This window comes from Methylobacterium sp. E-025 (genome assembly GCF_022829705.1).
In the GTDB taxonomy this organism is placed as follows: domain Bacteria; phylum Pseudomonadota; class Alphaproteobacteria; order Rhizobiales; family Beijerinckiaceae; genus Methylobacterium.
Map to the genome: position 1 here is coordinate 1 of NZ_JAKSYR010000147.1, position 21,805 is coordinate 21,805.

Annotated in this window: 18 protein-coding genes and 2 pseudogenes; 12 read left to right on the top strand and 8 right to left on the bottom strand. The window is 73.3% G+C overall.

What is annotated here, in order from left to right; genetic code table 11:
* The 3 genes from MKK64_RS21935 to MKK64_RS21945 all read left to right on the top strand — a co-directional run.
* Nucleotides 1-674: cysteine hydrolase family protein (locus MKK64_RS21935; RefSeq protein ID WP_243937306.1), on the top strand; the 674-nt coding region annotated here is incomplete at its 5' end.
* Complete coding sequence (locus tag MKK64_RS21940) at nt 671-1,765, top strand: ring-opening amidohydrolase (protein WP_243937308.1); 1,095 nt, start codon at nt 671-673, stop codon at nt 1,763-1,765. The genes MKK64_RS21935 and MKK64_RS21940, both read left to right, overlap by 4 nt.
* Before the next feature lie 10 nt (nt 1,766-1,775).
* Entirely contained in the window at nt 1,776-3,350 is a 1,575-nt protein-coding gene (locus MKK64_RS21945) for an ABC transporter ATP-binding protein (protein ID WP_243937310.1), read from the top strand.
* Nucleotides 3,351-3,376: 26 nt separating this feature from the next.
* Here the strand turns inward: MKK64_RS21945 and MKK64_RS21950 are convergent, their stop codons facing one another.
* Both MKK64_RS21950 and MKK64_RS21955 read right to left on the bottom strand, forming a co-directional pair.
* Complete coding sequence (locus MKK64_RS21950) at nt 3,377-4,954, bottom strand: DHA2 family efflux MFS transporter permease subunit (protein ID WP_243937320.1); 1,578 nt, start codon at nt 4,952-4,954, stop codon at nt 3,377-3,379.
* Nucleotides 4,951-6,021, bottom strand: coding sequence for an HlyD family secretion protein (locus tag MKK64_RS21955; RefSeq protein ID WP_243937322.1), 1,071 nt, complete (start codon nt 6,019-6,021; stop codon nt 4,951-4,953). The genes MKK64_RS21950 and MKK64_RS21955 overlap by 4 nt, the downstream gene beginning before the upstream one ends.
* A 166-nt stretch (nt 6,022-6,187) precedes the next feature.
* Here MKK64_RS21955 and MKK64_RS21960 point away from each other — a divergent pair, with 166 nt between their 5' ends.
* From MKK64_RS21960 to MKK64_RS21980, 5 genes are all read left to right on the top strand, one after another.
* The gene (locus MKK64_RS21960) at nt 6,188-6,880 is read left to right on the top strand and encodes a TetR/AcrR family transcriptional regulator (RefSeq protein ID WP_243937324.1); all 693 of its coding nucleotides are present in this window, start codon (nt 6,188-6,190) and stop codon (nt 6,878-6,880) included.
* 153 nt (nt 6,881-7,033) lie between these two features.
* Nucleotides 7,034-7,270: a hypothetical protein gene (locus MKK64_RS21965; protein WP_147726800.1), complete on the top strand. Its 237-nt coding sequence runs from the start codon at nt 7,034-7,036 to the stop codon at nt 7,268-7,270.
* 70 nt (nt 7,271-7,340) lie between these two features.
* Nucleotides 7,341-8,243 carry a LysR family transcriptional regulator gene (locus MKK64_RS21970; protein ID WP_243937326.1) on the top strand — a complete coding sequence of 301 codons (903 nt, stop codon included), beginning with the start codon at nt 7,341-7,343 and terminating at the stop codon, nt 8,241-8,243.
* Between the two features lie 164 nt (nt 8,244-8,407).
* Nucleotides 8,408-9,385 (top strand): HWE histidine kinase domain-containing protein, encoded by a 978-nt coding sequence (locus tag MKK64_RS21975; protein WP_147843080.1) that lies wholly within the window; start codon nt 8,408-8,410, stop codon nt 9,383-9,385.
* Nucleotides 9,386-9,532: 147 nt separating this feature from the next.
* Nucleotides 9,533-12,715, top strand: a complete 3,183-nt coding sequence (locus tag MKK64_RS21980) for a PAS domain S-box protein (protein ID WP_243937355.1) — start codon at nt 9,533-9,535, stop codon at nt 12,713-12,715.
* A gap of 143 nt (nt 12,716-12,858) precedes the next feature.
* On the opposite strand, the gene MKK64_RS21985 is transcribed toward MKK64_RS21980, so the two are convergent.
* Nucleotides 12,859-13,245, bottom strand: coding sequence for a hypothetical protein (locus tag MKK64_RS21985; protein ID WP_243937327.1), 387 nt, complete (start codon nt 13,243-13,245; stop codon nt 12,859-12,861).
* Between the two features lie 340 nt (nt 13,246-13,585).
* Between MKK64_RS21985 and MKK64_RS21990 the strand changes: the two genes are divergently transcribed.
* Together MKK64_RS21990 and MKK64_RS21995 are read left to right on the top strand one after the other, a co-directional pair.
* Nucleotides 13,586-16,006 (top strand): PAS domain S-box protein, encoded by a 2,421-nt coding sequence (locus tag MKK64_RS21990; protein WP_243937329.1) that lies wholly within the window; start codon nt 13,586-13,588, stop codon nt 16,004-16,006.
* A gap of 105 nt (nt 16,007-16,111) precedes the next feature.
* Nucleotides 16,112-17,311, top strand: a complete 1,200-nt coding sequence (locus MKK64_RS21995; RefSeq protein WP_243937336.1) for an FAD-dependent monooxygenase — start codon at nt 16,112-16,114, stop codon at nt 17,309-17,311.
* An 88-nt stretch (nt 17,312-17,399) separates the two neighbouring features.
* Here MKK64_RS21995 and MKK64_RS22000 read toward each other — a convergent pair whose 3' ends face one another.
* The 3 genes from MKK64_RS22000 to MKK64_RS22010 all read right to left on the bottom strand — a co-directional run bounded on the left by MKK64_RS22000 (nt 17,400) and on the right by MKK64_RS22010 (nt 19,489).
* Entirely contained in the window at nt 17,400-18,293 is an 894-nt protein-coding gene (locus tag MKK64_RS22000) for a LysR family transcriptional regulator (RefSeq protein WP_243937338.1), read from the bottom strand.
* Nucleotides 18,275-18,511 carry a hypothetical protein gene (locus MKK64_RS22005; RefSeq protein ID WP_243937340.1) on the bottom strand — a complete coding sequence of 79 codons (237 nt, stop codon included), beginning with the start codon at nt 18,509-18,511 and terminating at the stop codon, nt 18,275-18,277. Before MKK64_RS22005 ends, MKK64_RS22000 begins: the two co-directional genes overlap by 19 nt.
* A gap of 99 nt (nt 18,512-18,610) precedes the next feature.
* Entirely contained in the window at nt 18,611-19,489 is an 879-nt protein-coding gene (locus MKK64_RS22010; protein ID WP_243937342.1) for an SDR family oxidoreductase, read from the bottom strand.
* A gap of 109 nt (nt 19,490-19,598) precedes the next feature.
* Here MKK64_RS22010 and MKK64_RS22015 point away from each other — a divergent pair, with 109 nt between their 5' ends.
* Nucleotides 19,599-20,015: a winged helix-turn-helix transcriptional regulator gene (locus MKK64_RS22015; RefSeq protein ID WP_243937344.1), complete on the top strand. Its 417-nt coding sequence runs from the start codon at nt 19,599-19,601 to the stop codon at nt 20,013-20,015.
* Between the two features lie 279 nt (nt 20,016-20,294).
* Here MKK64_RS22015 and MKK64_RS28475 read toward each other — a convergent pair.
* Together MKK64_RS28475 and MKK64_RS22020 are read right to left on the bottom strand one after the other, a co-directional pair.
* Nucleotides 20,295-20,453 (bottom strand): annotated as a pseudogene (locus tag MKK64_RS28475) (SDR family NAD(P)-dependent oxidoreductase); the annotation flags it as partial.
* Between the two features lie 34 nt (nt 20,454-20,487).
* Nucleotides 20,488-21,405, bottom strand: a complete 918-nt coding sequence (locus MKK64_RS22020) for a LysR family transcriptional regulator (protein ID WP_243937346.1) — start codon at nt 21,403-21,405, stop codon at nt 20,488-20,490.
* A 192-nt stretch (nt 21,406-21,597) separates the two neighbouring features.
* Here MKK64_RS22020 and MKK64_RS22025 point away from each other — a divergent pair.
* Nucleotides 21,598-21,805: pseudogene (locus MKK64_RS22025) on the top strand (aldehyde dehydrogenase iron-sulfur subunit); the annotation flags it as partial.

Consider the following 21,805-nt stretch of genomic DNA (forward strand, 5'->3'; position numbering starts at 1 on the left):
TCGCCGCCGAGCCCTACCCGTGGCCCTACGACGGCGACCTGCGGCCGGAGAACACGGCGCTCGTCATCATCGACATGCAGATCGATTTCTGCGGCGACGGCGGCTACGTCGACGCGATGGGCTACGACCTGTCGCTGACCCGCGCGCCGATCGCGCCGATCGCCCGCCTGCTCGCCGCGATGCGCGGGGCCGGCTACACGATCATCCACACCCGCGAGGGCCACCGGCCCGACCTCTCCGACCTGCCGGAGAACAAGCGCTGGCGCTCGCGCCGGATCGGCGCCGGCATCGGCGACCCCGGGCCCTGCGGCAAGATCCTGGTCCGCGGCGAGCCCGGCTGGGAGATCATCCCGGAGCTCGCCCCGCTCCCCGGCGAGGTGGTGATCGACAAGCCCGGCAAGGGCTCGTTCTGCGCCACCGACCTCGAGCTGATCCTGCGCACCCGCGGCATCCGCAACCTCGTGCTCACCGGCATCACCACCGACGTCTGCGTCTCCACCACCATGCGGGAGGCCAACGACCGCGGCTTCGAATGCGTGGTGCTGGGCGACGCCTGCGGCGCCACCGATCCGGAGAACCACGCGGCGGCGCTTCGCATGGTGACGATGCAGGGCGGGGTGTTCGGCGCGGTCTCCGACACCAACGCCGTCATCGCGGCGCTCGCCGCCGCATGAGCACCCGCCGCGCCGTCGTCCACCGCATCGTCACCGCCGCCCCGGACGACGTCTCCGGCCTGGAACGCGCGATCGCGCAGGGCCGAATCGTGCCGGGCGCGATCGTCGCGATCTTCGGCAAGACCGAGGGCAACGGCCTGGTCAACGACTGGACCCGGGGGCTCGCCGCCCGCGCCCTACGCGACCTGCTGGGTCGGCACGCCGGCCCGGAGGCCGCCGAGCGGGTCTGCCTCGTCATGTCGGGCGGGACCGAGGGCGGCCTGTCCCCGCACGTCACCGTGTTCGAGGTGCGCGAGGCCGACGAGGCCGCCGTGCCCGGCGCGCTCGCCATCGGCCACGCCCACACCGCCGACCTCCGGCCCGAGCAGGTCGGGCGCCTGGCCCAGGTCGCGTCGGTGGCCGACGGCGTCCGCGCGGCGATGCGCGCGGCCGGAATCGTCGATCCGGACGAGGTGCACTTCGTCCAGGTGAAGTGCCCGCTCCTCACCTCGGAGCGGATCGCCGAGGCGCGCGGCCGCGACGCGGACTGCGCCACCGCCGACACGCTGAAATCCATGGGCCTCTCGCGCGCGGCCGCCTCCCTCGGCATCGCCGCGGCGCTCGGCGAGGTCGGCGCGCTGGAGGAGGCCGCGATCGGCCGGGACTTTTCGCTCGCCTCGTCGCGCGCCTCGGCCTCGGCCGGGATCGAGCTGATGGGCCACGAGATCGTGGTGCTTGGGCGCGGCGCCGGCTGGTCCGGCCCGCTGCGGATCGACCACGCCACCATGGCCGACGCCCTCGACGTCGAGCCCGTGCGGGCCGCCCTCGCCCGCCTCGGCCTCGGCGCGGCCGGACAGCTGGTGGCGGCGCAGCGCGCGCGGCTGGTCGCGCTGCTCGCCAAGGCCGAGGCCCCGTCCGACGGGCGCCTGCGCGGGCTTCGCACCACCATGCTCACCGATTCCGACCACGCCGCGACGCGGCACGCCCGCGGCTTCGTCGGCGGGGTGCTCGCCGGCCTCGTCGGCCATGCCGAGCTCTACGTCTCGGGCGGCGCCGAGCATCAGGGGCCGGATGGCGGCGGCCCCGTCGCGATCATCGCCGAAGCGCCGTGAGAGGCCGCCCATGACGTCGTCACCGCTCGCGTCTCCTCCCTCGGCCCCGACCCCGAGCCCCCCCCGCGCCATCGGCGTCGAGACCGTCGGCATGACGAAGCGCTTCGGCGCCTTCGCCGCCCTCGACGACGTGTCGATGAAGATCGCGGCCGGCGGCTTCCACGCGCTGCTCGGCGAGAACGGCGCCGGCAAGTCTACGCTGGTGAAGTGCGTGATGGGGTTCTACGCCCCGAGCGCCGGCACGGTGCTGGTCGACGGCCGCGAGGCCGAGATCACCAACCCGAAGGGCGCGCAGGCTCGCGGCCTCGGCATGGTCTACCAGCACTTCACGCTGGTGCCCTCGCTCACGGGGGCGGAGAACCTCGTCATCAGCCGCGCCGACGCGCCCTCGGTGATCGCCTGGGGCCGGGAGCGCGCGCGGCTGTCCGCCTTCATGGCCGGCATGCCGTTCCGGCTGAACCTCGACCGGCCGGTGGCGGAGCTGGCGGCGGGCGAGAAGCAGAAGCTCGAGATCGTCAAGCAGCTCTACCTCGAGGCGCGGTTCCTGATCCTCGACGAGCCGACCTCGGTGCTGACGCCGGGCGAGGCCGAGGAGGTGCTGGGGCTGCTCCGCGCGATGGCCGACCGCGGCGACCTCACCGTGCTGATGATCAGCCACAAGTTCCGCGAGGTCGAGACCTTCGCCCGAAGCCTGAGCGTGCTCCGGCGCGGTCGGCTCGTGGGCGGCGGCGCGGTCGGCGCGCTGTCCCGCGACGACATGGCGGCGATGATGATGGGCGAGCGCAAGGTGCGCGTGCCGGCCGCCCGCCTCGGCGAGCCCGACGAAGCCCGCGAGATCCTGCGCATCGCGGGCGTGACCGCCACCGACGCCTCGGGCCTGCGCCACATCGCCGTCGACGCGCTCAGCGTTCGCGCCCGCGAGATCGTCGGCATCGCCGGCGTCTCGGGCAACGGGCAGAAGGAGCTCGCCGACGTCCTCGGCGGCCAGGTCCGCGCCACCGGCGGCCGGGTGGTGGTGGCCGGCGCGCCCTATGCCGGCACACGGGCCGAGAGCCGCGCGCGAAAGGTGCGGTTCATCCCGGAGGAGCCGCTGCGCAACGCCTGCGCGCCGCGGATGTCGGTGGTCGAGAACCTGGGCTTTCGCGCCTTCGACCGGCGCGGCGACGACCCGACGGGCAAGCCGACCTTCTGGCTCGACCGGGGGGCGATGGCCCGGCGCGGGCGCGACCTGATCGAGCGGTTCAAGGTGAAGACCGCCTCGTCCGAGGCGCCGATCGCCACCCTGTCCGGCGGCAACGTGCAGCGGGCGGTGCTCGCCCGCGAGCTGACCGACCCGGTCGACCTCCTGATCGTCGTCAACCCGTGCTTCGGCCTCGACTTCTCGGCGGTCTCAGAGATCCGCAACCGGATCGTGGCCGCGCGCAACGCCGGCGCCGCGGTGCTGCTGATCAGCGAGGACCTCGACGAGATCCTGGAGCTGTCCGACCGCATCGTGGTGATGTCGGAGGGCCGCCTCGTCTACGAGACGCAGGCCGCCACCGCCGAGGTGGCGACGATCGGCCGTCACATGGCCGGGCACCACTGAGACGGACGATCGTCGCAAACGCGGGCTCAGTGGGCCTCGACCGGCCCCGAGGCGCGCTGCGGCTTCCTCAGGATCGCGACGACGCCGAGGCTCAGCACGAGGCTGACGCCGACGAGCCAGAACCCGTCGGCATAGGCCATCACCTCGGCCTCGCGCCGGACCTGGGCCGCCAGCATGCCGAGGGCGGCGCCCTTCGCGGCTGCGGCGTCGGCGACGTGCCCGTGCAGGCCGGCGGCCATGGCCGCAAGGCGCTCCTGGGTGCGCGTGGCGTTCACGGTGATCGCCTCGGCCAGCACCGAGAAGTGCATGTGCTCGCGCCGGTCGATCATCGTCGAGAGCATCGCGATGCCAATCGAGCCGCCGAGGTTGCGCATCATGTTCGACAGCGCCGAGGCGTCGGCCGTGTCGCGCGGGGCGAGGCCCGCCGTCGAGAGCTGCGACAGCGGGATGGTGAACAGCGGCTGGCCGACGGCGCGCAGGAGCTGCGGCAGGATCAGCTGGTCCGCGCCGACGTCGTGGGTCAGCCCGACGTTGATCCAGCAGCTCGCGATGAAGAACAGCGTGCCGGTCACCACCAGCAGCCGGGCGTCGAAGGTGCGCATGATCAGCGGCATCATCGGGAACAGCAGCAGCTGCGGCAGCCCGGACCACATCACGACGTAGCCGATCTGCTGGGCGTCGTAGCCCTGGATCTGCGCGCAGTAGAGCGGGATGATGTAGATCGAGCCGAACGAGACCGCGCCGAGCACCGTCATCAGCACGCACGATCCGCCGACCGAGCGGTTGGCGAGCACCCGCAGGTTGATGAAGGGGCGCTCAGCCATGAGCTCGCGGACGATGAAGCCGGCGATGCCGGCCACCGCGAGCCAGCTCGCCTGGACGATGACGGGCGAGCCGAACCAGTCCTTCCGCTGGCCCTCCTCCAGCACGTAGGTCAGCGCCGGCAGGCCGGTCGCCATCAGGCCGATGCCGATCCAGTCGCCCTTCAGGAGCTCGGCCCAGCGCGCCGGCACGCCGTCGAAGGCGCCGAGCTGGATCGCGGCGGCGAGCGGGCCGAAGATCAGGTTCAGGTAGAAGATGTAGTGCCAGGACAGGTTGTCGGTGAGCCAGCCGCCCACCGTCGGGCCGATCGCCGGCGCGAAGGTGGCGGTCAGCCCGAACATCGCGATGCCGATCGGCTGCTGGCTCCTCGACAGGCGCGTGCGCACGATGACGATCGCGGTCGGGATCAGCACGCCGCCGGTGAAGCCCTGGCCGGCCCGGAACAGGATCATCTGCGAGAGCGAGGTCGAGAGCGCGCAGGCGAGCGAGAAGGCGGTGAACAGCATCGTGTTCACCGACAGGTACCGGCGCAGGCCGATCACCGAGGAGAGCCAGCCGGTGAGGGGGATCACGATGATCTCGGCCATCAGGTAGGCGGTCGAGATCCAGCTGCCCTCCTCGGTGGAGGCGCCGAGCGCGCCCTGGATGTCGGAGAGCGAGGCGTTGGTGATCTGGATGTCGAGGATGGCGGTGAACGCGCCGAGGATCGCGCCGAACACCGCGAGCCAGTCGCGCGCGCTGGCCTTGGCCTCGGGCCCGCGCATCGCCGCGGCGGCGCTCATCGGGGCAGGGCCTCGCTGACGAGGGCGGCGCCGGGCCGGGCGCGGCGTGCGGCCGGCACGACCGGGTCCGCCAGGTGCACCGTGGCCTCGACCGACAGGCCGGCGCGCAGGCGCGCGAGCCGCGGGTCGGACGCGTCGATCGCGACCCGCACCGGCACGCGCTGGACGACCTTGGTGAAGTTGCCGGTGGCGTTCTCGGGCGGCAGCAGGGCGAACTGCGCACCGGTGCCGGGCGAGAAGCTCTCGATCCGGCCCTCGAACGCGCGGTCGCCCAGCGCATCGACGGTGAAGGTGACGTGCTGTCCCTCGACCATCTCCCCGGTCTGCGTCTCCTTGAAGTTCGCCACGAGGTAGATGTCGCGGCCGGTCGGCACGATCGTGAGCAGCCCGGTGCCGGCCGAGACGAACTGCCCGACGCGCAGGGCCCGGTCGCCGACCGTGCCGGCGGCGGGCGCGGCGATGGTCGTGTAGCTGAGGTTGAGCTGCGCCTGCTCGACCTTGGCCCGCGCCCCGTCCAGGCTCGCGCGGGCGCTCGCCTCCAGCGCCGTCAGGCTCTCCACCTGCTTGCGGGCGGCGTCCAGCGAGGCGACGGACTTGTCGTGCGCCGCCCGCTTCTGCCTCAGGTCGGCATCGGCCTGCTGCTGGCGCTGGGCGGTGCCCGAGCCGGTCTGCAGCAGGTTCTGGTAGCGGGCGTATTCCTTGGTGGCGAAATCGAGGGCCGCATCGGTGTTCTCGACCTCGGCCTTCGCGGACTGCACCTGCGCTTGCTGCTGGAGGATGGCGGCGGCGGTGCCGAGCAGCTGGGCGCGGTTCTTCTCGACCTCGGCCTGGGCCTGCTTCAACGCGATCCGATACTCGCGGTCGTCGAGCCGCGCGATCGCGTCGCCGACCTGCACGGCCTGGTTGTCGCCGACCAGCACCGCGGCGACGTGGCCGGCGATGCGGGGGGCGACCGTCACCTTGTCGGCCTGCAGGTAGGCGTCCTCGGTCGTCTCGAGGAACCGGCCGACGGTCCACCAGTGCCAGCCGTAGCTGCCGCCCCCGCCGAGCGCGGCCAGGACGAGCAACGGAAGGATCAGCCGCGCGGGACGGCGCTTGCGCGCGGGCGCAGGAACGACGGGGACGGGCGCAGGATCGTCGGTGGATCGTGGTTGCATCGCGGCTGGCCAACAATAAAACGATACGGTATCGTTTTAATACGGTCGGCGGTTCGGGCTGACAAGGAGAAAGTTCATGACGCAGGTCGCGGCCGACGATGCGGAGGCGCAGCCCCGGCGCGGCGGCGGACGGCCGACCCGCGCGGAAGCCGCGCGGCGCGAGGCGCGCATCGTCGAGGTCGCCACCCGCCTGTTCATGGAGCGCGGCTTCGACGCGACCTCGATCGACGCGGTCGCGGAGGCGGCCGGCGTCAGCAAGCCGACGCTGTATTCGCGCTATCGCGACAAGCGCGGGCTGTTCGAGGCGGTGCTCGACGAGCGCATCCGCGAATGGCTGGCCCCGCTCTCGGCCGCGGCCGAGACGCAGGCCCTCGAGGCCAACCCGCGGGACGCCGCGACTGTGCTGGACGAGCTCAGCCGCAACCTCCTCGCCCGTGCCCATGCGCCGGGCGCCGCTGCGCTCACCCGCTGCATCGCCGCGCAGGCGATGCAGTTCCCCGATCTGGCGCGGCTCGCCTACGAGGAGGGCTGGATGCGCGGCGTGCGCGCGGTCGGCCGCCTCCTCACAGTGATGGCCGCGCGGGGGCAGATCGCGGTCGACGACGCGGAGATCGCCGCCGACCTGTTCCTCAACCTCGTCCTCGGCCGCAGCGCGAAGCAGGCGCTCTACGGCATCGCGGTCGACCCGGAAGCGCAGGAGAAGCGCCGCCGCGCCGCGGTGGCCCTGTTCCTCGCCGGCTGCCGCCCCCTCGCACCCGAGCGCAGGTGAAGCCGGCGGGCTGGCGAAGAAAGCAGGCTTGCCAAGAAAGTCGAACGTCTTGTTCGAAACTATTCGGGTTTTCGGATCGGCGGGACGGGCCCATCTTCGCTCCATCGGACGGCGGCCACCGGGTCGCCTCGCCTCAGATCGATGGAGCCCCCCATGTCCAGCATCCTCAAGGTTTCGGTTCTCGCCCTCTCCCTGGCGGCCGCCCTGCCCGCCGCCGCGGTCGCGCAGAGCTACACCGCGCCGGCCGGCATCCCCACCGAGACCGCGCCCGGCACGGTCTCCGGCCGCCCCGTCGAGCGCGGCGTCGGCCAGGCCGCGCCGAGCGCCTACGATGCGATGGTCACCGGCTCGGTCGGCCGCATCCAGGCGCACAAGCCCGCCCGCCGCTGACCCGGCGGCGCCGACCTTGCTTGCCGGATCGCCGGGGCCGGACGCGCCCCGATCGTTCGAGGATCCCGGCATGCGCGGCCCCGGAACACCGACGCTGGACCAGCTCGGGGTCTTCCTCGCGGTGGTCGAGGCCGGGAGCTTCGCCGCGGCGGGCCGTCGCCTCAACCGGGCCACCTCGGTGATCAGCTACGCGGTGGCCAATCTCGAGCAGCAGCTCGGCCTGCCGCTGTTCGACCGCGACGCGACGCGACGGCCACAATTGACCGAGGCCGGGCGCGCGGTGCTGGCGGAGGCGCGCATCGTCGCCCACGGCGTCGACGCCCTGCGCGCCAAGGTCGGCGGATTGCTGAGCGGGCTCGAGGCGGAGGTCAGCCTCGTCGTCACCCTGCTGATGCCGGGGCCGCGGCTCGTCGATGCGCTCAAGGCGTTCCAGGCGCGGTATCCCTCGGTGGCCCTGCGCCTGAACGTCGAGGCGCTCGGCGCGGTGCAGCAGCACGTGATCGACGGCCGGGCGGCGATCGGCATCGGGGTCGAGACCTGGCAGCGGGAGACCGACCCGCTCGAGCTGGTCTCCGTCGGCGAGGTCGAGATGGTAGCGGTCGCCGCGCCCTCCCATCCCCTGGCCGCCGCCGACGGGTCGGTGTCGGGCCTGGCGCGCGAGCACGTGCAGCTGGTGATCTCCGACCGCTCTCCCCTGTCGGAAGGCCAGGAATTCGGGGTGATCGCGCCGCGGACCTGGCGGCTCTCCGACATGAGCTCCAAGCACACCCTGCTGCTGGCCGGGATCGGCTGGGGCAGCATGCCCGCGCACCTGGCGCGCGCCGACCTCGAGGCGGGGCGTCTCGTGGCGCTGAAGCTGCCGGAGGCGACGCGCCGCCTGCTCCCGCTCACCGCGATCCACCGCACCGACCGCCCGCCCGGCCCGGCGGGGCGCTGGCTCATCCGCCGCTTCGTGGAGCAGGCCGAAGGCTGAGCGCCGCCCCCCGGGCGGCGCTCGCGTCTTCTTGATGCCGCCCGGCGGGCCCCGCCCGGGCCGGCGCGCCCGGATTCGGAGCAAAGGCGCCCCCGGTGAGTTCCCTCGCGTGGGGGCGGCGCCGCGCCGTCCGCGCGGGTCGGGGTTTGGTTTCGGAAGGACGGATGGCTCAGGACACGGATCCCACCGGTGACGGGTGGACGCTCGCCAGCTTCACCGCCGCGATCCACCGGGGCGGCGTCGGCCTGTGGGCGTGGTCGCCGGAGCGGCGGCTCGCCCAGCTCGACGGCCTCTGCCGCGCGTTCTGGGACACGACCGAGCCGGTGGTGGGCATCGACGTGCTGTTCGCGAAAGTGAACGCCGAGGACCGCCCGGGCATGATGCGGGACTGGGCGGCGAGCGCCACCGATCCGCAGGCCTACAGCTTCGACTTCCGCATCGGCGACGGCGCCGACGCCCGCTGGATCTCGGCGCGCGGCGTCGGCGGCGAGGCCGGCCGGGTCGGGGAGTGGGTCCAGGCCATCTTCCTCGACATCACCGACCGCAAGCGGGCGGAGGATGCCGAGCGGCTGCTGACCGCCGAGCTGGCGCACCGCGTCTCGAACATGTTCACGGTCGCCCGCGCGCTCACCGCCATCGTCGCCCGCGAGGCCACGTCGACGCCGCACTTCGCCGAGGACCTGTCGCAGCGCTTCGGGGTGCTGCACGAGGCGACCGCCCTGGCGACGCGGTCGAACCGGGCCGACCGGGGCGACGTGCGGCTGCGGGACCTCGCCGAGCGCATCCTGGCGCCGTACCTGAACGGCGCCAACATCGCCGTGGACATCCCGGACGCGGCGGTGGCGCCGCCCGACAAGGTCAACGACTACGCGATGATCGTCCACGAGCTCGCCACCAACTCCGCCAAGTACGGGGCGCTGGCCGGCGGCGGCACGCTCAGGCTGGTCGGTCGCGTCGCCGACCGCGCGCTGACGCTGGACTGGACCGAGGGCGGCGCGCCGTCCGGGACGCCCAAGGCCGACGGGACCGGGTTCGGGTCCCGCCTGCTCAAGCAGACCATCGAGCGCAGCCTGGCGGGGCGGTTCGACCGTACCATCGACGCGGCCGGGCTGCGGTTCCGGATGGTCGTGCCGACCCGATGACCGGCCGGGCCCGCCTTCGGGGCGGATCGATGCCGTTCCCGGTCGCCGATCCGAGACACGCGCGCACCAGCCCGACCTGAATCGCGGTTCAGACCCCATGGCGCTCCTGCTAGACGGCCCGGCGTGACCACAGCACCGCATCAGCCCATGCCGGCCGAGACCGAGGCGAGCCGCGTCCGCCGCGAGACCCACCGCATCCTCTCCGAGATCGCCGGCGGGGCGGACGTCACCGACCCGTTCGCGGCGGCGGTGCGGGCCACGCGCATGCCGATGATCCTCACGGACCCGCGCCGGCCCGACAACCCGATCCTCTTCGTCAACGCGGCCTTCAGCCGCCTGACCGGCTATGCCTCCGAGGAGATCATCGGGCGGAACTGCCGCTTCCTCCAGGGGCCCGACACCGACCGGGACGACGTCGCCCGGGTGCGCGCGGCGATCGCCGCCCGGCAACCGATCGAGGTCGCGCTCCTCAACTACCGCAAGGACGGCACGACCTTCTGGAACCAGCTTCTGCTGGCCCCGGTGAAGGACGCCGCCGGCGAGGTCGCGTACTTCTTCGCCAGCCAGTACGACGTCACCGCCGACGTGCTGCAGCTCGCGGCTCTGCGCGGCGAGAACGCCGCCCTGTCGGCGGCCCGCGCCACCGACGCCGAGCGCCTGCAGTTCAGCGAGATGGCGCTGCGGCTGGCGACCGAGGCGGCCGAGATCGGCACCTTCGACCTCGACGTGGCCGCCGACGCGCTGACCCTGTCCGAGCGCACCCGCGAGCTGTTCGGCCTCGCCCCGGACGCCGCGTGCGATCGCGCGACGCTTCGCGACGGCCTCCACCCGGACGACCGGGAGGCGGTGCTGGCGGCGCTCGCCGCCGCCCTCGATCCGGAGCGGCGCGCGCCGTTCGAGGCCGAGTTCCGCGTCGTCTCCAAGGCCGACGGCACGGTGCGATGGGTGTCGGCCAAGGGGCGCGGCCTGTTCGACGGCCGGGGCCGGGCCTTCCGGGCGCTCGGGACGATGGTCGACGCCACCGGCCGCCGCGAGACCGAGGAGCGCTACACGGCGCTGTTCGAGGCGGTCGACGACGGCTTCTGCATCATCGAGTTCATCGACGGGCCGCACGGTCCGGCGAGCGACTACGTCCACATCGTCGCCAACCAGGGCTACGAGCGCCAGACCGGGATCGCCGGCATCGTCGGGTGGACCCTGCGCGACCTCGCGCCGGACGAGGCCGAGGGCTGGCTCGCGCTCTACGGCGGCGTCCTGCGCACGGGGGAGTCGATCCGGTTCGAGCGCCCGTTCCCGCGCGCGGGCCGCCACATCGAGGTCTCGGCCGCCCGGATCGAGCCGGCGAGCCGGCGCCAGGTCTCGGTGCTGTTCCGGGACGTCACCGGCCGCCGGCGCGCGGAGGCGGACCTCCAGGCCAGCGAGGCGCAGTTCCGGGCCTTCGCCGAGGCCGTGCCGAACCAGGTCTGGGGCGCACGCCCGGACGGCACGCTGCATTGGTTCAACGGCCAGGCCTACGCCTATACCGGCGCGGCGCCGGGGGCGCTGAACGCGGCCGCGACCTGGTCCGACCTGATCCATCCCGACGACCTGCCGGCGGCGCGCGCCGGTTGGGACCGCTCGGTCGCCACGGGCGAGCCCTACGAGGTCGAGTTCCGCATCCGCGGCGGCGGCGGCTACCGCTGGTTCCTGGCGCGGGCGCAGCCGGTGCGGGACGCCGCCGGCGCTCTGACCCAGTGGGTCGGCACCCACACCGACATCGACGAGCGGCGGCGCCAGGCCGAGGAGCTCGAGCGGCAGGTCGCCGCCCGCACCGCGGAGCGCGACATGATCTGGAAGGCGTCGTCCGACCTGCTCTGCGTCGCGAACTTCGAAGGCCGCTTCGTCAGCCTCAACCCGGCCTGGGCCGCGACGCTCGGCTGGACCGAGGCCGAGATGAAGGCCGGCCCGTTCCTGGACCTGGTCCACCCCGACGACCGGGCCGTCACCGAGGCGGCCGCGGCCGGCCTGGCGCGGGGCGACGCCCAGCTGTCGTTCGAGAACCGCTACCGCCATCGCGACGGCGGCTGGCGCTGGCTCTCCTGGAACGCGGTCCCGAACGGCGGCCTGATCTACGCCACCGTGCGTGACGTCAGCGCCGCCAACGCCCAGGCCGAGGCGCTGGCGCGGACCGAAGAGGCGCTGCGCCAGTCGCAGAAGATGGAAGCGGTCGGGCAGCTCACCGGCGGCCTCGCGCACGACTTCAACAACATGCTCGCGGGCATCGTCGGCTCCCTGGAGCTGATACAGACCCGCATGCTGCAGGGCCGGATGGGCGAGCTCGACCGCTACATCGGCGCCGCGCAAGGGGCGGCACGCCGCGCCGCCGCCCTGACCCACCGCCTGCTCGCCTTCTCCCGCCGGCAGACCCTGGCCCCCAAGCCGACGGACGTGAACCGTCTGGTCGAGGGCATGGAGGACCTGGTGCGCCACACCGTCGGGCCGGGCGTGTCGGTCGAGGTGGTCGGCGCCGCCGGGCTCTGGCCGACCCTGGTCGACCCGAGCCAGCTCGAGAACGCCCTGCTCAACCTCTGCATCAACGCCCGCGACGCGATGCCGGAGGGCGGCCGCATCGTGGTCGAGACCAGCAACCGCTGGCTCGACCGGCGCGCCGCCCGCGAGCGCGACCTCGAGCCGGGGCAGTACGTCGCGCTCTGCGTCTCCGACAACGGCACCGGCATGGCGCCGGACGTGGCGGCGAAGGCGTTCGACCCGTTCTTCACGACCAAGCCGATGGGCGAGGGCACGGGGCTCGGCCTGAGCATGATCTACGGCTTCGCCAAGCAGTCGGGCGGGCAGGTGCGGATCTACTCCGAGCCCGGCAAGGGCACGATGGTCTGCATCTACCTGCCCCGCCACCTCGGCGAGGCCGAGGCGGTCGAGGCGGTGCCCGACCTGTCGGACGCCGCGCGGGCCAAGCTCGGCGAGACGGTGCTGGTGGTCGACGACGAGCCGACGGTGCGGATGCTCGTGACCGAGGTGCTGGAGGATCTGGGCTACGCGGCGATCGAGGCGGCGGACGGCGCCTCCGGCCTCAAGGTGCTGCAGTCGGACGTGCGCATCGACCTGCTGGTGACCGATGTCGGGCTGCCCGGCGGGATGAACGGGCGGCAGATGGCCGACGCGGCGAAGACCGCGCGGCCCGGCCTTAAGGTGCTGTTCATCACCGGCTACGCGGAGAACGCCGCGCTCAACCACGGCCACCTCGCGCCCGGCATGGAGGTGCTGGTGAAGCCCTTCGCCCTGGAGGCGCTCGCGACCCGCATCCGCGGCCTGATCGAGGGCTCGGCCTGAACGAAAGCGGTCCGCTGCGGTGCTCCGCGCGTCCCGGAGGTGCGCGAGCCGTTCAACGGAAAAAGGGCGCCCGACGGTGAGTCGGGCGCCCTTCGTCGAGGACACGTCGCGTCGCGAGCGCAACGGCGCCCGCGACCGGCGCCTCAGTAGCCGTAGCCGTAGGCCGGGTAGCCGTAGCCGTAGGCGGGGGCGTATCCGTAGGCCGGCGCGTAGCCGTAGCCGCCGTAGTAGCCCACCGGGCGGCCGTAGCCGTAGCCGCCGTAGCCGCCGTAGGAATTCGCCACGATCGCGCCGGCGGCGAGGCCGGCGATGCCGAGGCCGATCGCGGCGCCCGGGCCGATGCCGCGGCGATAGCCGTAGCCGCGTCCGTATCCGCCGCGGAAGCCGACGCCGCGATAGCCGTAGCCGCCGTGACCGAAGCCGCCGTGGCCGTAGCCGCCGCCGTAACCCCAGCCGCGGGCCTCGGCGGGGGCCGATGCCAGCATGCCGAGCCCGAGCAGTGCGGTGGAAGCGAGTGCGAGCTTGCGCATCCAAGATCTCCTGTCTGGGTGAGTATGGCTCTGAAAACGACCTCGGCCGCACCGCGTTCCAACATCGGTGGTGGTTCGACATGTCACAGTGTCGTTGAACCAGCGTACCGGTGAAGGCTCCGGCCTCGCGCGGGAGCGCGGGAGCGCGGGAGCGCGAGTTCCGGCCCGGTGCCGGGGTCCCGGCCGGGATCTTGCTCCGCCATCCGCGTTGACCGGAGGCGACCGCGTGGAGCATGAAGGCCCGTCGGCGCCGCGGGCACCCGCATGGGAGCTTCCGTCGCCGAAAGCCGTTCTCGGACGGGCATGATGGTGGCGACCATGCCCCATGGAAACGGACGGCATGGACGACGAGATCGAGCGGCTGCGCAGCGAGAATCGGAGGCTCGAGGCCGAGGTCGCGCGCCTGCGCGAGCGGAACGCGTCGCATGTCAGGCTCCCGGATTCCGGCCAGCGCACGTCCGGGGCGGATGTCGACCTGCTGTTCACGGCGGCGGAGAAGACCCGCATGCCGCAGATCGTCACCGACCCGAACCTGCCGGACAACCCGATCGTGTTCGCCAACCGGGCGTTCCAGGCCCTGTGCGGCTACTCGGCCGACGAGCTGATCGGCCGCAACTGCCGCTTCCTGCAGGGGCCGGACACCGATCCGGCGGACATCGCCAAGGTGCGCGACGCCATCGCCGCGCGCCGCGACGTGGTCGTCGAGATCCTGAACTACCGCCGCGACGGGTCCACCTTCCGCAACGAGCTCTACGTCAGCCCGGTCTTCACCGCCGAGGGCCACCTGCGCTACTTCTTCGCCAGCCAGCTCGACGTCACCCGGTTCCGGACCGAGGAGGGCATGCTCGCCGAGAGCGAGGCGCGCTACCGCACCCTGTTCAACGCCCTCGACGCCGGCTTCTGCGTCATCGAGCTCCGGTTCGACGCCGACAGCCGCGCGGTCGACTACCGCTTCGTCGAGGCGAATCCGGCCTTCTCGCGCCACACCGGCCTCGACGACGTGGTCGGCAAGTGGGTGAGCGAGGTGGTGCCCGACCTCGAGCGCAGCTGGCTCGACACCTACGGGCAGGTCGCGATGACGGGCCGGGCCGTCCGCTTCGAGAGCGGCGTCGTCGCGCTCGGGCGCTGGTTCGAGGTCCAGGCCCTGCGCATCGGCGATCCGGTGCAGCACCGGGTCGCCCTGCTGTTTAACGACGTCACCGACCGGCAGAAGGCCGAGAGCGTGCTGCGCGACACCGCCCGCGACCGGACCACGGAGCGCGACCTGGTGTGGCGGGCGAGCCGCGACCTCCTCGTGGTCTGCGGCTTCGACGGCCTCTACCGCTCGGTCAACCCGGCCTGGCACGAGATGCTGGGCTGGTCGGCCTTCGATCTCGTGCGCACGTCCTTCAGCGACTACGTCCACCCCGAGGACAGGGCGGCCGCGACCGCGGCGTTCGAGCTGCTGCGGGAAGGCCAGGTCCTCGACAGCCTCGACGTGCGCATGCTTACGGCGGACGGCGACTTCCGCTGGGTGTCGTGGAACGCCATCCCGCAGGAGGACCACTTCTACGCCGCCGGCCGCGACGTCACCGAGCGCCGCGCCCTGGAGGAGCAGCTCCGGCAGTCGCAGAAGCTGGAAGCGGTCGGCCAGCTCACCGGCGGCGTCGCGCACGACTTCAACAACCTGCTGACGGTGATCCGGTCCTCGACCGACCTGCTCAAGCGCCCCGACCTGCCGGAGGAGCGCCGGCAGCGCTACATCGGCGCGATCTCCGACACCGTCACCCGCGCCGCCAAGCTCACCGGCCAGCTCCTCGCCTTCGCCCGGCGCCAATCCCTGACCCCGGAGGTGTTCGACGTCGGCCGCAGCGTCGCCTCGGTCGCCGACATGGTCGGCACGCTCACCGGCGCCCGCATCCGGGTCGTCACCGACGTGGCCGCGAACCGGGACGGTCGCGGGAACGAGGTGCCCTACCTGATCGACGCCGACCCGAGCCAGTTCGACACGGCCCTGGTGAACATGGCCATCAACGCGCGCGACGCCATGGACGGCGAGGGCCGCCTCGACATCGGCGTGCGCCGCGCCTCGGCGATCCCGGCGGTGCGGGCCCATCCCCGCATCCCCGGCGACTTCGTCGCCGTCTCGGTCCGCGACACCGGGACCGGCATCGCGGCGGCCGATCTCGATCGGATCTTCGAGCCGTTCTACACCACCAAGGGCGTCGGCCAGGGCACCGGGCTCGGCCTGTCGCAGGTGTTCGGCTTCGCCAAGCAGTCGGGCGGCGAGGTGCTGGTCGAGAGCACGCTCGGCCGGGGCACCACCTTCACGCTCTACCTGCCCCGCGAGGTCGGGCGATCCGTGGCGATCGAGGAGGACGGCGAGCCCGAGCCCCTGGCCGACGGGCACGGCACCCGCGTCCTCGTGGTCGAGGACAACCAGGAGGTCGGCTCCTTCGCCACCCAGGCCCTGCGCGAGCTCGGCTACGAGACCGTGTGGGCGATGAGCGCCGAGGAGGCCCTCGCCGTCCTGTCCGCGTCGCCGCGCTTCGACGTGGTGTTCTCCGACGTGGTGATGCCCGGGATGAACGGCATCGACATGGCGCGGGAGATCCGCCACCGCCACACCGGCCTGCCGGTCGTCCTCGCCTCCGGCTACAGCCACGTGCTCGCCGAGCAGGGCACCCACGGCTTCCCGCTCCTGAAGAAGCCGTACTCGGTCGAGGACCTGTCCCGCACCCTGCGCCGGGCGGTCACCCGGGCGGCCTTGCCGGGGGCCTGACGCGCGCGCCCCGCCCCCTCGATCACGGCGCTCGCGCAGATCCTGCCGCGCGGCGTGGCCGCGACCGGCTCCGCGCGGGCCGGATCACCCGGAGACCCGTCCCGCATGCCCCGTCGCATCCTCATCACCGGCGCGAGCGTCGCCGGAAACACAGCGGCCTGGTGGCTCGGCCGCCACGGCTTCGACGTCACCGTCGTCGAGCGGGCGCCGGGCTTCCGCGACGGCGGCCAGAACGTCGACGTCCGCGGGGTCGGGCGCGAGGTCCTGCGCCGCATGGGCCTGGAGCAGGCGGCGCTCGCCCGGGGCACCGGCGAGCAGGGCACCGCCTGGGTCGACGGGCGGGGCCGGGCGGTCGCGGCCTTCACGATGGATGCCAGCCTCGGCGACGGCCCCACCGCCGAGATGGAGATCCTGCGCGGCGACCTCGCGCGGCTCCTCTACGAGCCGGCCCGGGAGCGCGCGACCTACCGCTTCGGGGATCGCGTGATCCGGATCGACGACGGGGCGGAGGCCGCGACGGTGACCTTCGCCTCCGGGGCGAGCGAGCGCTACGACGCCGTCCTCGTCGCCGAGGGCGTCGGCTCGACGACGCGCGAGCTCGTGTTCCCCGGCGAGGCCGACCCGCGCTGGATGGATCTCGCCATCGCCTACTTCACCATCCCGCGGACCGCGGACGACGACCGGATGTGGCGGTGGTTCAACGCGCCCGGCGGCCGCGGCATCTCCCTGCGCCCCGACCAGCACGGCACCACCCGCGCGATGCTCACTCTGCGGCAGCCGCCGGGCGGCGAGCAGGATTGGGGCGCCGACCGGCAGAAGGCCTACCTGCGGCAGCGCTTCTCCGATGCGGGCTGGCAGGCGGCGCGCGTCCTTTCCGGGATGGAGGCTACCGCGGACTTCTACTTCGACGTCCTGCGCCAGGTGCGGATGCGGCGCTGGTCCAGCGGCCGCGTGGCGGTGACCGGCGACGCGGCCTGGTGCGCCACGCCGCTCGCCGGCATCGGCACGACGCTGGCCGTCACCGGCGCCTACGTCCTCGCCGCCGAGCTCGCCCGCGGCGACAACGTCGCCGCGGCCTTCGCCGCCTACGAGCGCGCCATGCGCCCGATGGTCGAGGACGGGCAGGGCGTGCCCAAGATCGCGCCGAAGCTGATGAACCCGAACAGCCGGCTCGGCATCAGCCTGCTCCACCGCGTGCTGCGCATCGCCAGCCGGCCGGGCCTCCGCCGCCTGGCCTCGAAGCTGTCCACCGGCCGCGCCAAGGAGCCGGACCTGACCGGCTATCCCGATCCCGCCGGCGCCTGACGCGGGCCGGCGGGGCGGATCGGGCGCTCACGCACGCGTGGCCACGGCGTGCGCGGCCCCGGCCCCCCCGGCGCGGATCCCGCATCGGTCAGCCTCGGTAGCGCAGGGCCTCGATCAGCACCGCGAGCGCCGCCGCGGGCTGCCTGCGGCTCGGATAGTACAGGTGGTAGCCCGGGAAGGGCGGGCTCCAATCCTTCAGCACCCAGGTCAGCGCCGCGCTGTCGAGATGGGGCTGCACCTGATCCTGCGGCAGGTAGGCGATGCCGAACCCGTCCAGGGCGGCGCGCAGGATCATGCTCACCGTGTTGAACACGACCTGCCCGTCCACGCGAACCCGGACCTCGCGCCCGTCGGCCGCGAACTCCCAGGCGTACAGGCCGCCATGGGTCGGCAGGCGCAGGTTGATGCAGGCGTGGCCGGTCAGGTCCTGCGGCGTCCGCGGCGCAGGCCGGCGCGCGAGGTAGGCCGGCGCGGCGACCGCCGCCATGCGCATGTCCGGCCCGATCGGGACGGAGACCATGTCCTTGGCCACCACCTCGCCGAGCCGCACCCCGGCGTCGAAGCGCCCGGCGACGATGTCGGTCAGGGCGAAGTCGGTGACCAGCTCCACCTGGATGTCCGGGTACCCGGGCAGCACCCTCCGCAGCGCCGGCCACAGCACCGCCGCGACCGCGTGCTCGTCGGCGTTGATCCGCACGGTGCCGGCCGGCGTCTCGCGCAGGTCCGTCACCGCGACCAGGCCGGCCTCGATCTCCGCGAGCCGGGGCCCGACGGACCGGATCAGCCGCTCGCCCGCCTCGGTCGGCGCGACGCTGCGCGTGGTGCGCGTCAGCAGCCTCAGGCCCAAACGCGCCTCGAGCCCGCGGATGGTCTGGCTGAGCGCGGGCTGCGACAGGCCGAGCTGCGCCGCCGCCCGGGTGAAGCTCCGCGCGCGCGCGACCGCGACGAAGGCGAGCAGGTCGTTCAGGTTCTCCCGCGCCATTCATGGAGTCCGGCGCATCGCCGCGTGCGCATTCCGGCATCTAACGCCCGTCCGGCGCGCGGCCAGCGTGGGCCGGAGGTCCCGCCGACGAGCCCGACGGTGGCGATCGCGCGTGCCGGCGCGACGCCGCCCGGCTCGGCCCCGATCGTCGCGCCGCTCTCCTCTGCGGGCTGCTCGGCCACGGTCACCGACCGATCCATCTCGACGAAGGTCGGCATGCCGGAGGGTTCCTGTTCGTGGCCCGGCGTCGGGGCAAGCGCGAGGCGCGGCGGATGCCGGACCCTGCGACGTGCGCGGGCCGGGCTCGCGCTCGGGGCTCAGTGCTCGCCGGCGGCCACGGTCTCGCGCATCGGTTTCGTGGGTCGGCCGATCAGCCTGCTCAGGTCGCGGCCGTCCTCGAACAGCGCACCCTCCGCCACGACGGAGTCGGAGGCGGCGACGAAGGCCGCCAGGTCCTTCGGCAGGCCGGCCTTCAGCAGGACGCCCTCGTACTCGGCCTCGGGCAGGTTCCTGTAGACCACCGGCCGGCCCGACACCTTCGCGACCTCGGCTGCGAACTGCTCCAGCGTGTAGGCGTCGTCGCCCGCCAGTTCGTAGATGCGGCCGTTCTCCACCTCGGCGGCCGTCAGCACGGCCGCGGCCGCGTCGGCGTAGTCGGCCCGCGCCGCGGACGAGATCCGCCCCTGGCCCGCGCTGCCGAAGAGGGTGCCGTGCTCGAGCGCCATCGGGATCGAGGCGGCGTAGTTCTCCGTGTACCAGCCGTTGCGCAGGATGACGAAGGGCACGCCGGATGCCGCGAGGACGAGCTCCGTCCGCCGATGCTCGTCGGTGAGCTTGGGCGGGGACGTGTCAGCGTGCAGGACGCTGGTGTAGGCGATGCGGCGGACGCCCGCCCGCTTGGCCGCCTCGATGACGTTCCGATGCTGGTCCACGCGCTTGCCGAACTCGTTGGAGGAGATGAGCAGCAGGCGCTCGATGCCCGCGAAGGCTCGGTCCAGGGTGTCGGTCCTCTCGTAGTCGACCTGCCGCACCTCGACGTCGAGGGCCCGGAGCGCCTTGGCGCCGTCGTCGTCGGGGTTGCGCAGGCCGGCCACGATCCGGGAGGCCGGCACGCTGCGCAGCAGGGCCTCGACGACGAGGCGCCCGAGGCGCCCGGATGCGCCGGTGATGCCGATGCGGGGATGAGCAGAGGTCATGGGCGCAGTCCACGAAGGTTCGGTTGCGATACATGCTTCCTATTCGAGACCTCGGCGGCGCATAAGGAGGCAGTATTTTGGGACAGGGTAACCTCGCGGGAACCGGGCGATGAGCCAGCAGGCGGAACTGGTGCGGCGGTTCGCGGAGTGGCAGGCCACGGCCGTCGATCCTTCGCTCTGCCCGGTGCGCGACGTGCTGGATCGCCTCGGCGACAAGTGGACGACGCTGGTGCTGCTCGTGCTGGCCGGCGGCCCGCGGCGGTTCAGCGCCCTCGGCCGGGCCGTGCCCGACATCTCGAAGCGCATGCTGACCCAGACGCTGCGCGAGCTGGAACGCGACAGCTTCGTCACCCGGCACGTCTTCCCGACCAAGCCGCCCAGCGTGGAGTATCGCCTCGACGCGCTCGGGCATTCGATGCTGGAGCCGCTGGCGGCGCTCGTCGCCTGGGCGGAACGCAACCACGCGGCCGTCGCCGCGGCCCGGACCCGCTACGCGGCCTCGGAGGCGGCCGGGCACCGGCCGTGATCGGGCCGACGCCGGGATCTCGGTGCGCGCCGAACCCGGGCGACGCGAGACGCTTCGGTGCCGGGCGTGATCCTTTGCGACGGCGTCTCGGATCCCGGGGGGCCCCGAAGGCCGAGGTCGGCATCGCGCCGCCGGAAGCGACGTGCGGCGGCTCGGCCGTCGCCGCGGAACCCGGGGTCGAGCGACAGGCCGTCGCCGACGAACAGCGTCGTCCCCGTCACACGATCCGGATCGCGACGATGGCGCCCCGCTTCGGGCCGTCCGTCCGCCGCGTGGCTGCGCACGGAAACGGCGCAAGGCCCCGCGCCTGCAGGGGACTTGCCCGGTGGGATTGACGTCGATCACCGCGGACCGGTCATCCGGCGACAGGTCCGCGACCGCCGCATCCTTCCGGATGCCCGCGTTCGACCCCAGGACGTCGACCCGGCCGAACGCCACCGCCGCGCGAACCGCGCGGAGGCTGCTGGCCGGCTCACGCGGACGGCGCCGGCTTTCCGACGCCGGGATATCGCAGGGCGTCCACCAGCACGGCGAAGGCCGGCGAGGCCTGGCGGCGGCTCGGATAGTACAGGTGGTAGCCGGCGAAGGGCGCGCACCAGTCGGCGAGCACCCGCACGAGCCGGCCCGCGGCGATGTCCGCCCGGACGAGGTCGTCGGGCATGCAGGCGACGCCGAGCCCAGCCAGGGCTGCCGTCCTGGCCAGGAACACGCTGCTGAACGCGAGGGGGCCGTCCACCCGGACCCTCAGCTCGCGGCCGCCCTTCTCGAACTCCCAGGCGTAGCGGCCGCCGTAGCTGGCAAGATGCAGGTTGATGCAGGCGTGGGCGGTCAGGTCCTGGGGCGCGCGCGGTCGTGGGCGCGCCGCGAAATAGGCGGGCGTCGCGACCACGGCCATGCGCAGGGCGGGCCCGATCCGGACCGCGATCATGTCCTTCTCGACCTGATCCCCCATGCGGATTCCCGCGTCGAAGCGCTCGGAGACGATGTCGGTCAGGGCGTTCTCGGTGATCACGTCGACGGTGATATCCGGGTAGGCCGGCAGGAGCCGTTCCAGAGCCGGCCACAGGATGGAGGCGGCCGCGTGCTCGCCGGACGTGATCCGGATGGTCCCGGCCGGCTTGTCGCGCAGCGCGGTGAGTGCGGACAGGTCGGCCGCGATGCCGTCCAGTTGCGGCCCCACGATCCGCAGCAGGCGTTCGCCGGCCTCGGTCGGCACGACGGCGCGGGTGGTTCGCGCCAGGAGGCGGACGCCGAGGCGCTCCTCCAGCGCCCGGACGGCGCGGCTCAGCACCGGCTGCGTCACGCCGGACCGGGCGGCGGCCCGGGTGAAGCTGCCCTCCCGCGCCACCGCCGCGAAGGCGACGAGGTCGTTCAGGTTCTCCCGCAGCATTCATAACCCCAGGGCATGGCCTCAAGTGGAACCTAGTGCCTAATCGCGGCGCTCGGCAGCCCCTAGATCTTCCGCATGGCCCGGGACGGCGGCGCGACCGAGCCGTCGCCGTCACGGTCGGGCGACACCCACCGACGGTGCGGAGACATCATGCAGCCCGTGCGCGAGCCTGGATTGAACCGGAGAGACCTGATGGCAGGAACCACCGCCTGCGCGGCCATGGCGTCGATGCCGCCGGCCGCGAGAGCCGATCCCGGGCCCGGCGACCGCCCTGTCCTGGCGCGGGTGTGGTTCACGATCAACGGCCAGCGGCGCGAGCTCGAGCTCGACACCCGCACCAGCCTGCTCGATGCGGCGCGCGAGCATCTGCACCTGACCGGCTCGAAGAAGGGCTGCGACC

What these genes read in the sequence shown, in the direction of transcription:
- MKK64_RS21940 (WP_243937308.1), top strand. Translation starts at nt 671, where the DNA reads ATGAGCACCCGCCGCGCCGTCGTCCACCGCATCGTCACCGCCGCCCCG.
- MKK64_RS21945 (WP_243937310.1), top strand. Translation starts at nt 1,776, where the DNA reads ATGACGTCGTCACCGCTCGCGTCTCCTCCCTCGGCCCCGACCCCGAGC.
- MKK64_RS21950 (WP_243937320.1), bottom strand. Translation starts at nt 4,954, where the DNA reads ATGAGCGCCGCCGCGGCGATGCGCGGGCCCGAGGCCAAGGCCAGCGCG.
- MKK64_RS21960 (WP_243937324.1), top strand. Translation starts at nt 6,188, where the DNA reads ATGACGCAGGTCGCGGCCGACGATGCGGAGGCGCAGCCCCGGCGCGGC.
- MKK64_RS21965 (WP_147726800.1), top strand. Translation starts at nt 7,034, where the DNA reads ATGTCCAGCATCCTCAAGGTTTCGGTTCTCGCCCTCTCCCTGGCGGCC.
- MKK64_RS21970 (WP_243937326.1), top strand. Translation starts at nt 7,341, where the DNA reads ATGCGCGGCCCCGGAACACCGACGCTGGACCAGCTCGGGGTCTTCCTC.
- MKK64_RS21975 (WP_147843080.1), top strand. Translation starts at nt 8,408, where the DNA reads ATGGCTCAGGACACGGATCCCACCGGTGACGGGTGGACGCTCGCCAGC.
- MKK64_RS21980 (WP_243937355.1), top strand. Translation starts at nt 9,533, where the DNA reads ATGCCGGCCGAGACCGAGGCGAGCCGCGTCCGCCGCGAGACCCACCGC.
- MKK64_RS21985 (WP_243937327.1), bottom strand. Translation starts at nt 13,245, where the DNA reads ATGCGCAAGCTCGCACTCGCTTCCACCGCACTGCTCGGGCTCGGCATG.
- MKK64_RS21990 (WP_243937329.1), top strand. Translation starts at nt 13,586, where the DNA reads ATGGACGACGAGATCGAGCGGCTGCGCAGCGAGAATCGGAGGCTCGAG.
- MKK64_RS21995 (WP_243937336.1), top strand. Translation starts at nt 16,112, where the DNA reads ATGCCCCGTCGCATCCTCATCACCGGCGCGAGCGTCGCCGGAAACACA.
- MKK64_RS22000 (WP_243937338.1), bottom strand. Translation starts at nt 18,293, where the DNA reads ATGGCGCGGGAGAACCTGAACGACCTGCTCGCCTTCGTCGCGGTCGCG.
- MKK64_RS22005 (WP_243937340.1), bottom strand. Translation starts at nt 18,511, where the DNA reads ATGCCGACCTTCGTCGAGATGGATCGGTCGGTGACCGTGGCCGAGCAG.
- MKK64_RS22010 (WP_243937342.1), bottom strand. Translation starts at nt 19,489, where the DNA reads ATGACCTCTGCTCATCCCCGCATCGGCATCACCGGCGCATCCGGGCGC.
- MKK64_RS22015 (WP_243937344.1), top strand. Translation starts at nt 19,599, where the DNA reads ATGAGCCAGCAGGCGGAACTGGTGCGGCGGTTCGCGGAGTGGCAGGCC.
- MKK64_RS22020 (WP_243937346.1), bottom strand. Translation starts at nt 21,405, where the DNA reads ATGCTGCGGGAGAACCTGAACGACCTCGTCGCCTTCGCGGCGGTGGCG.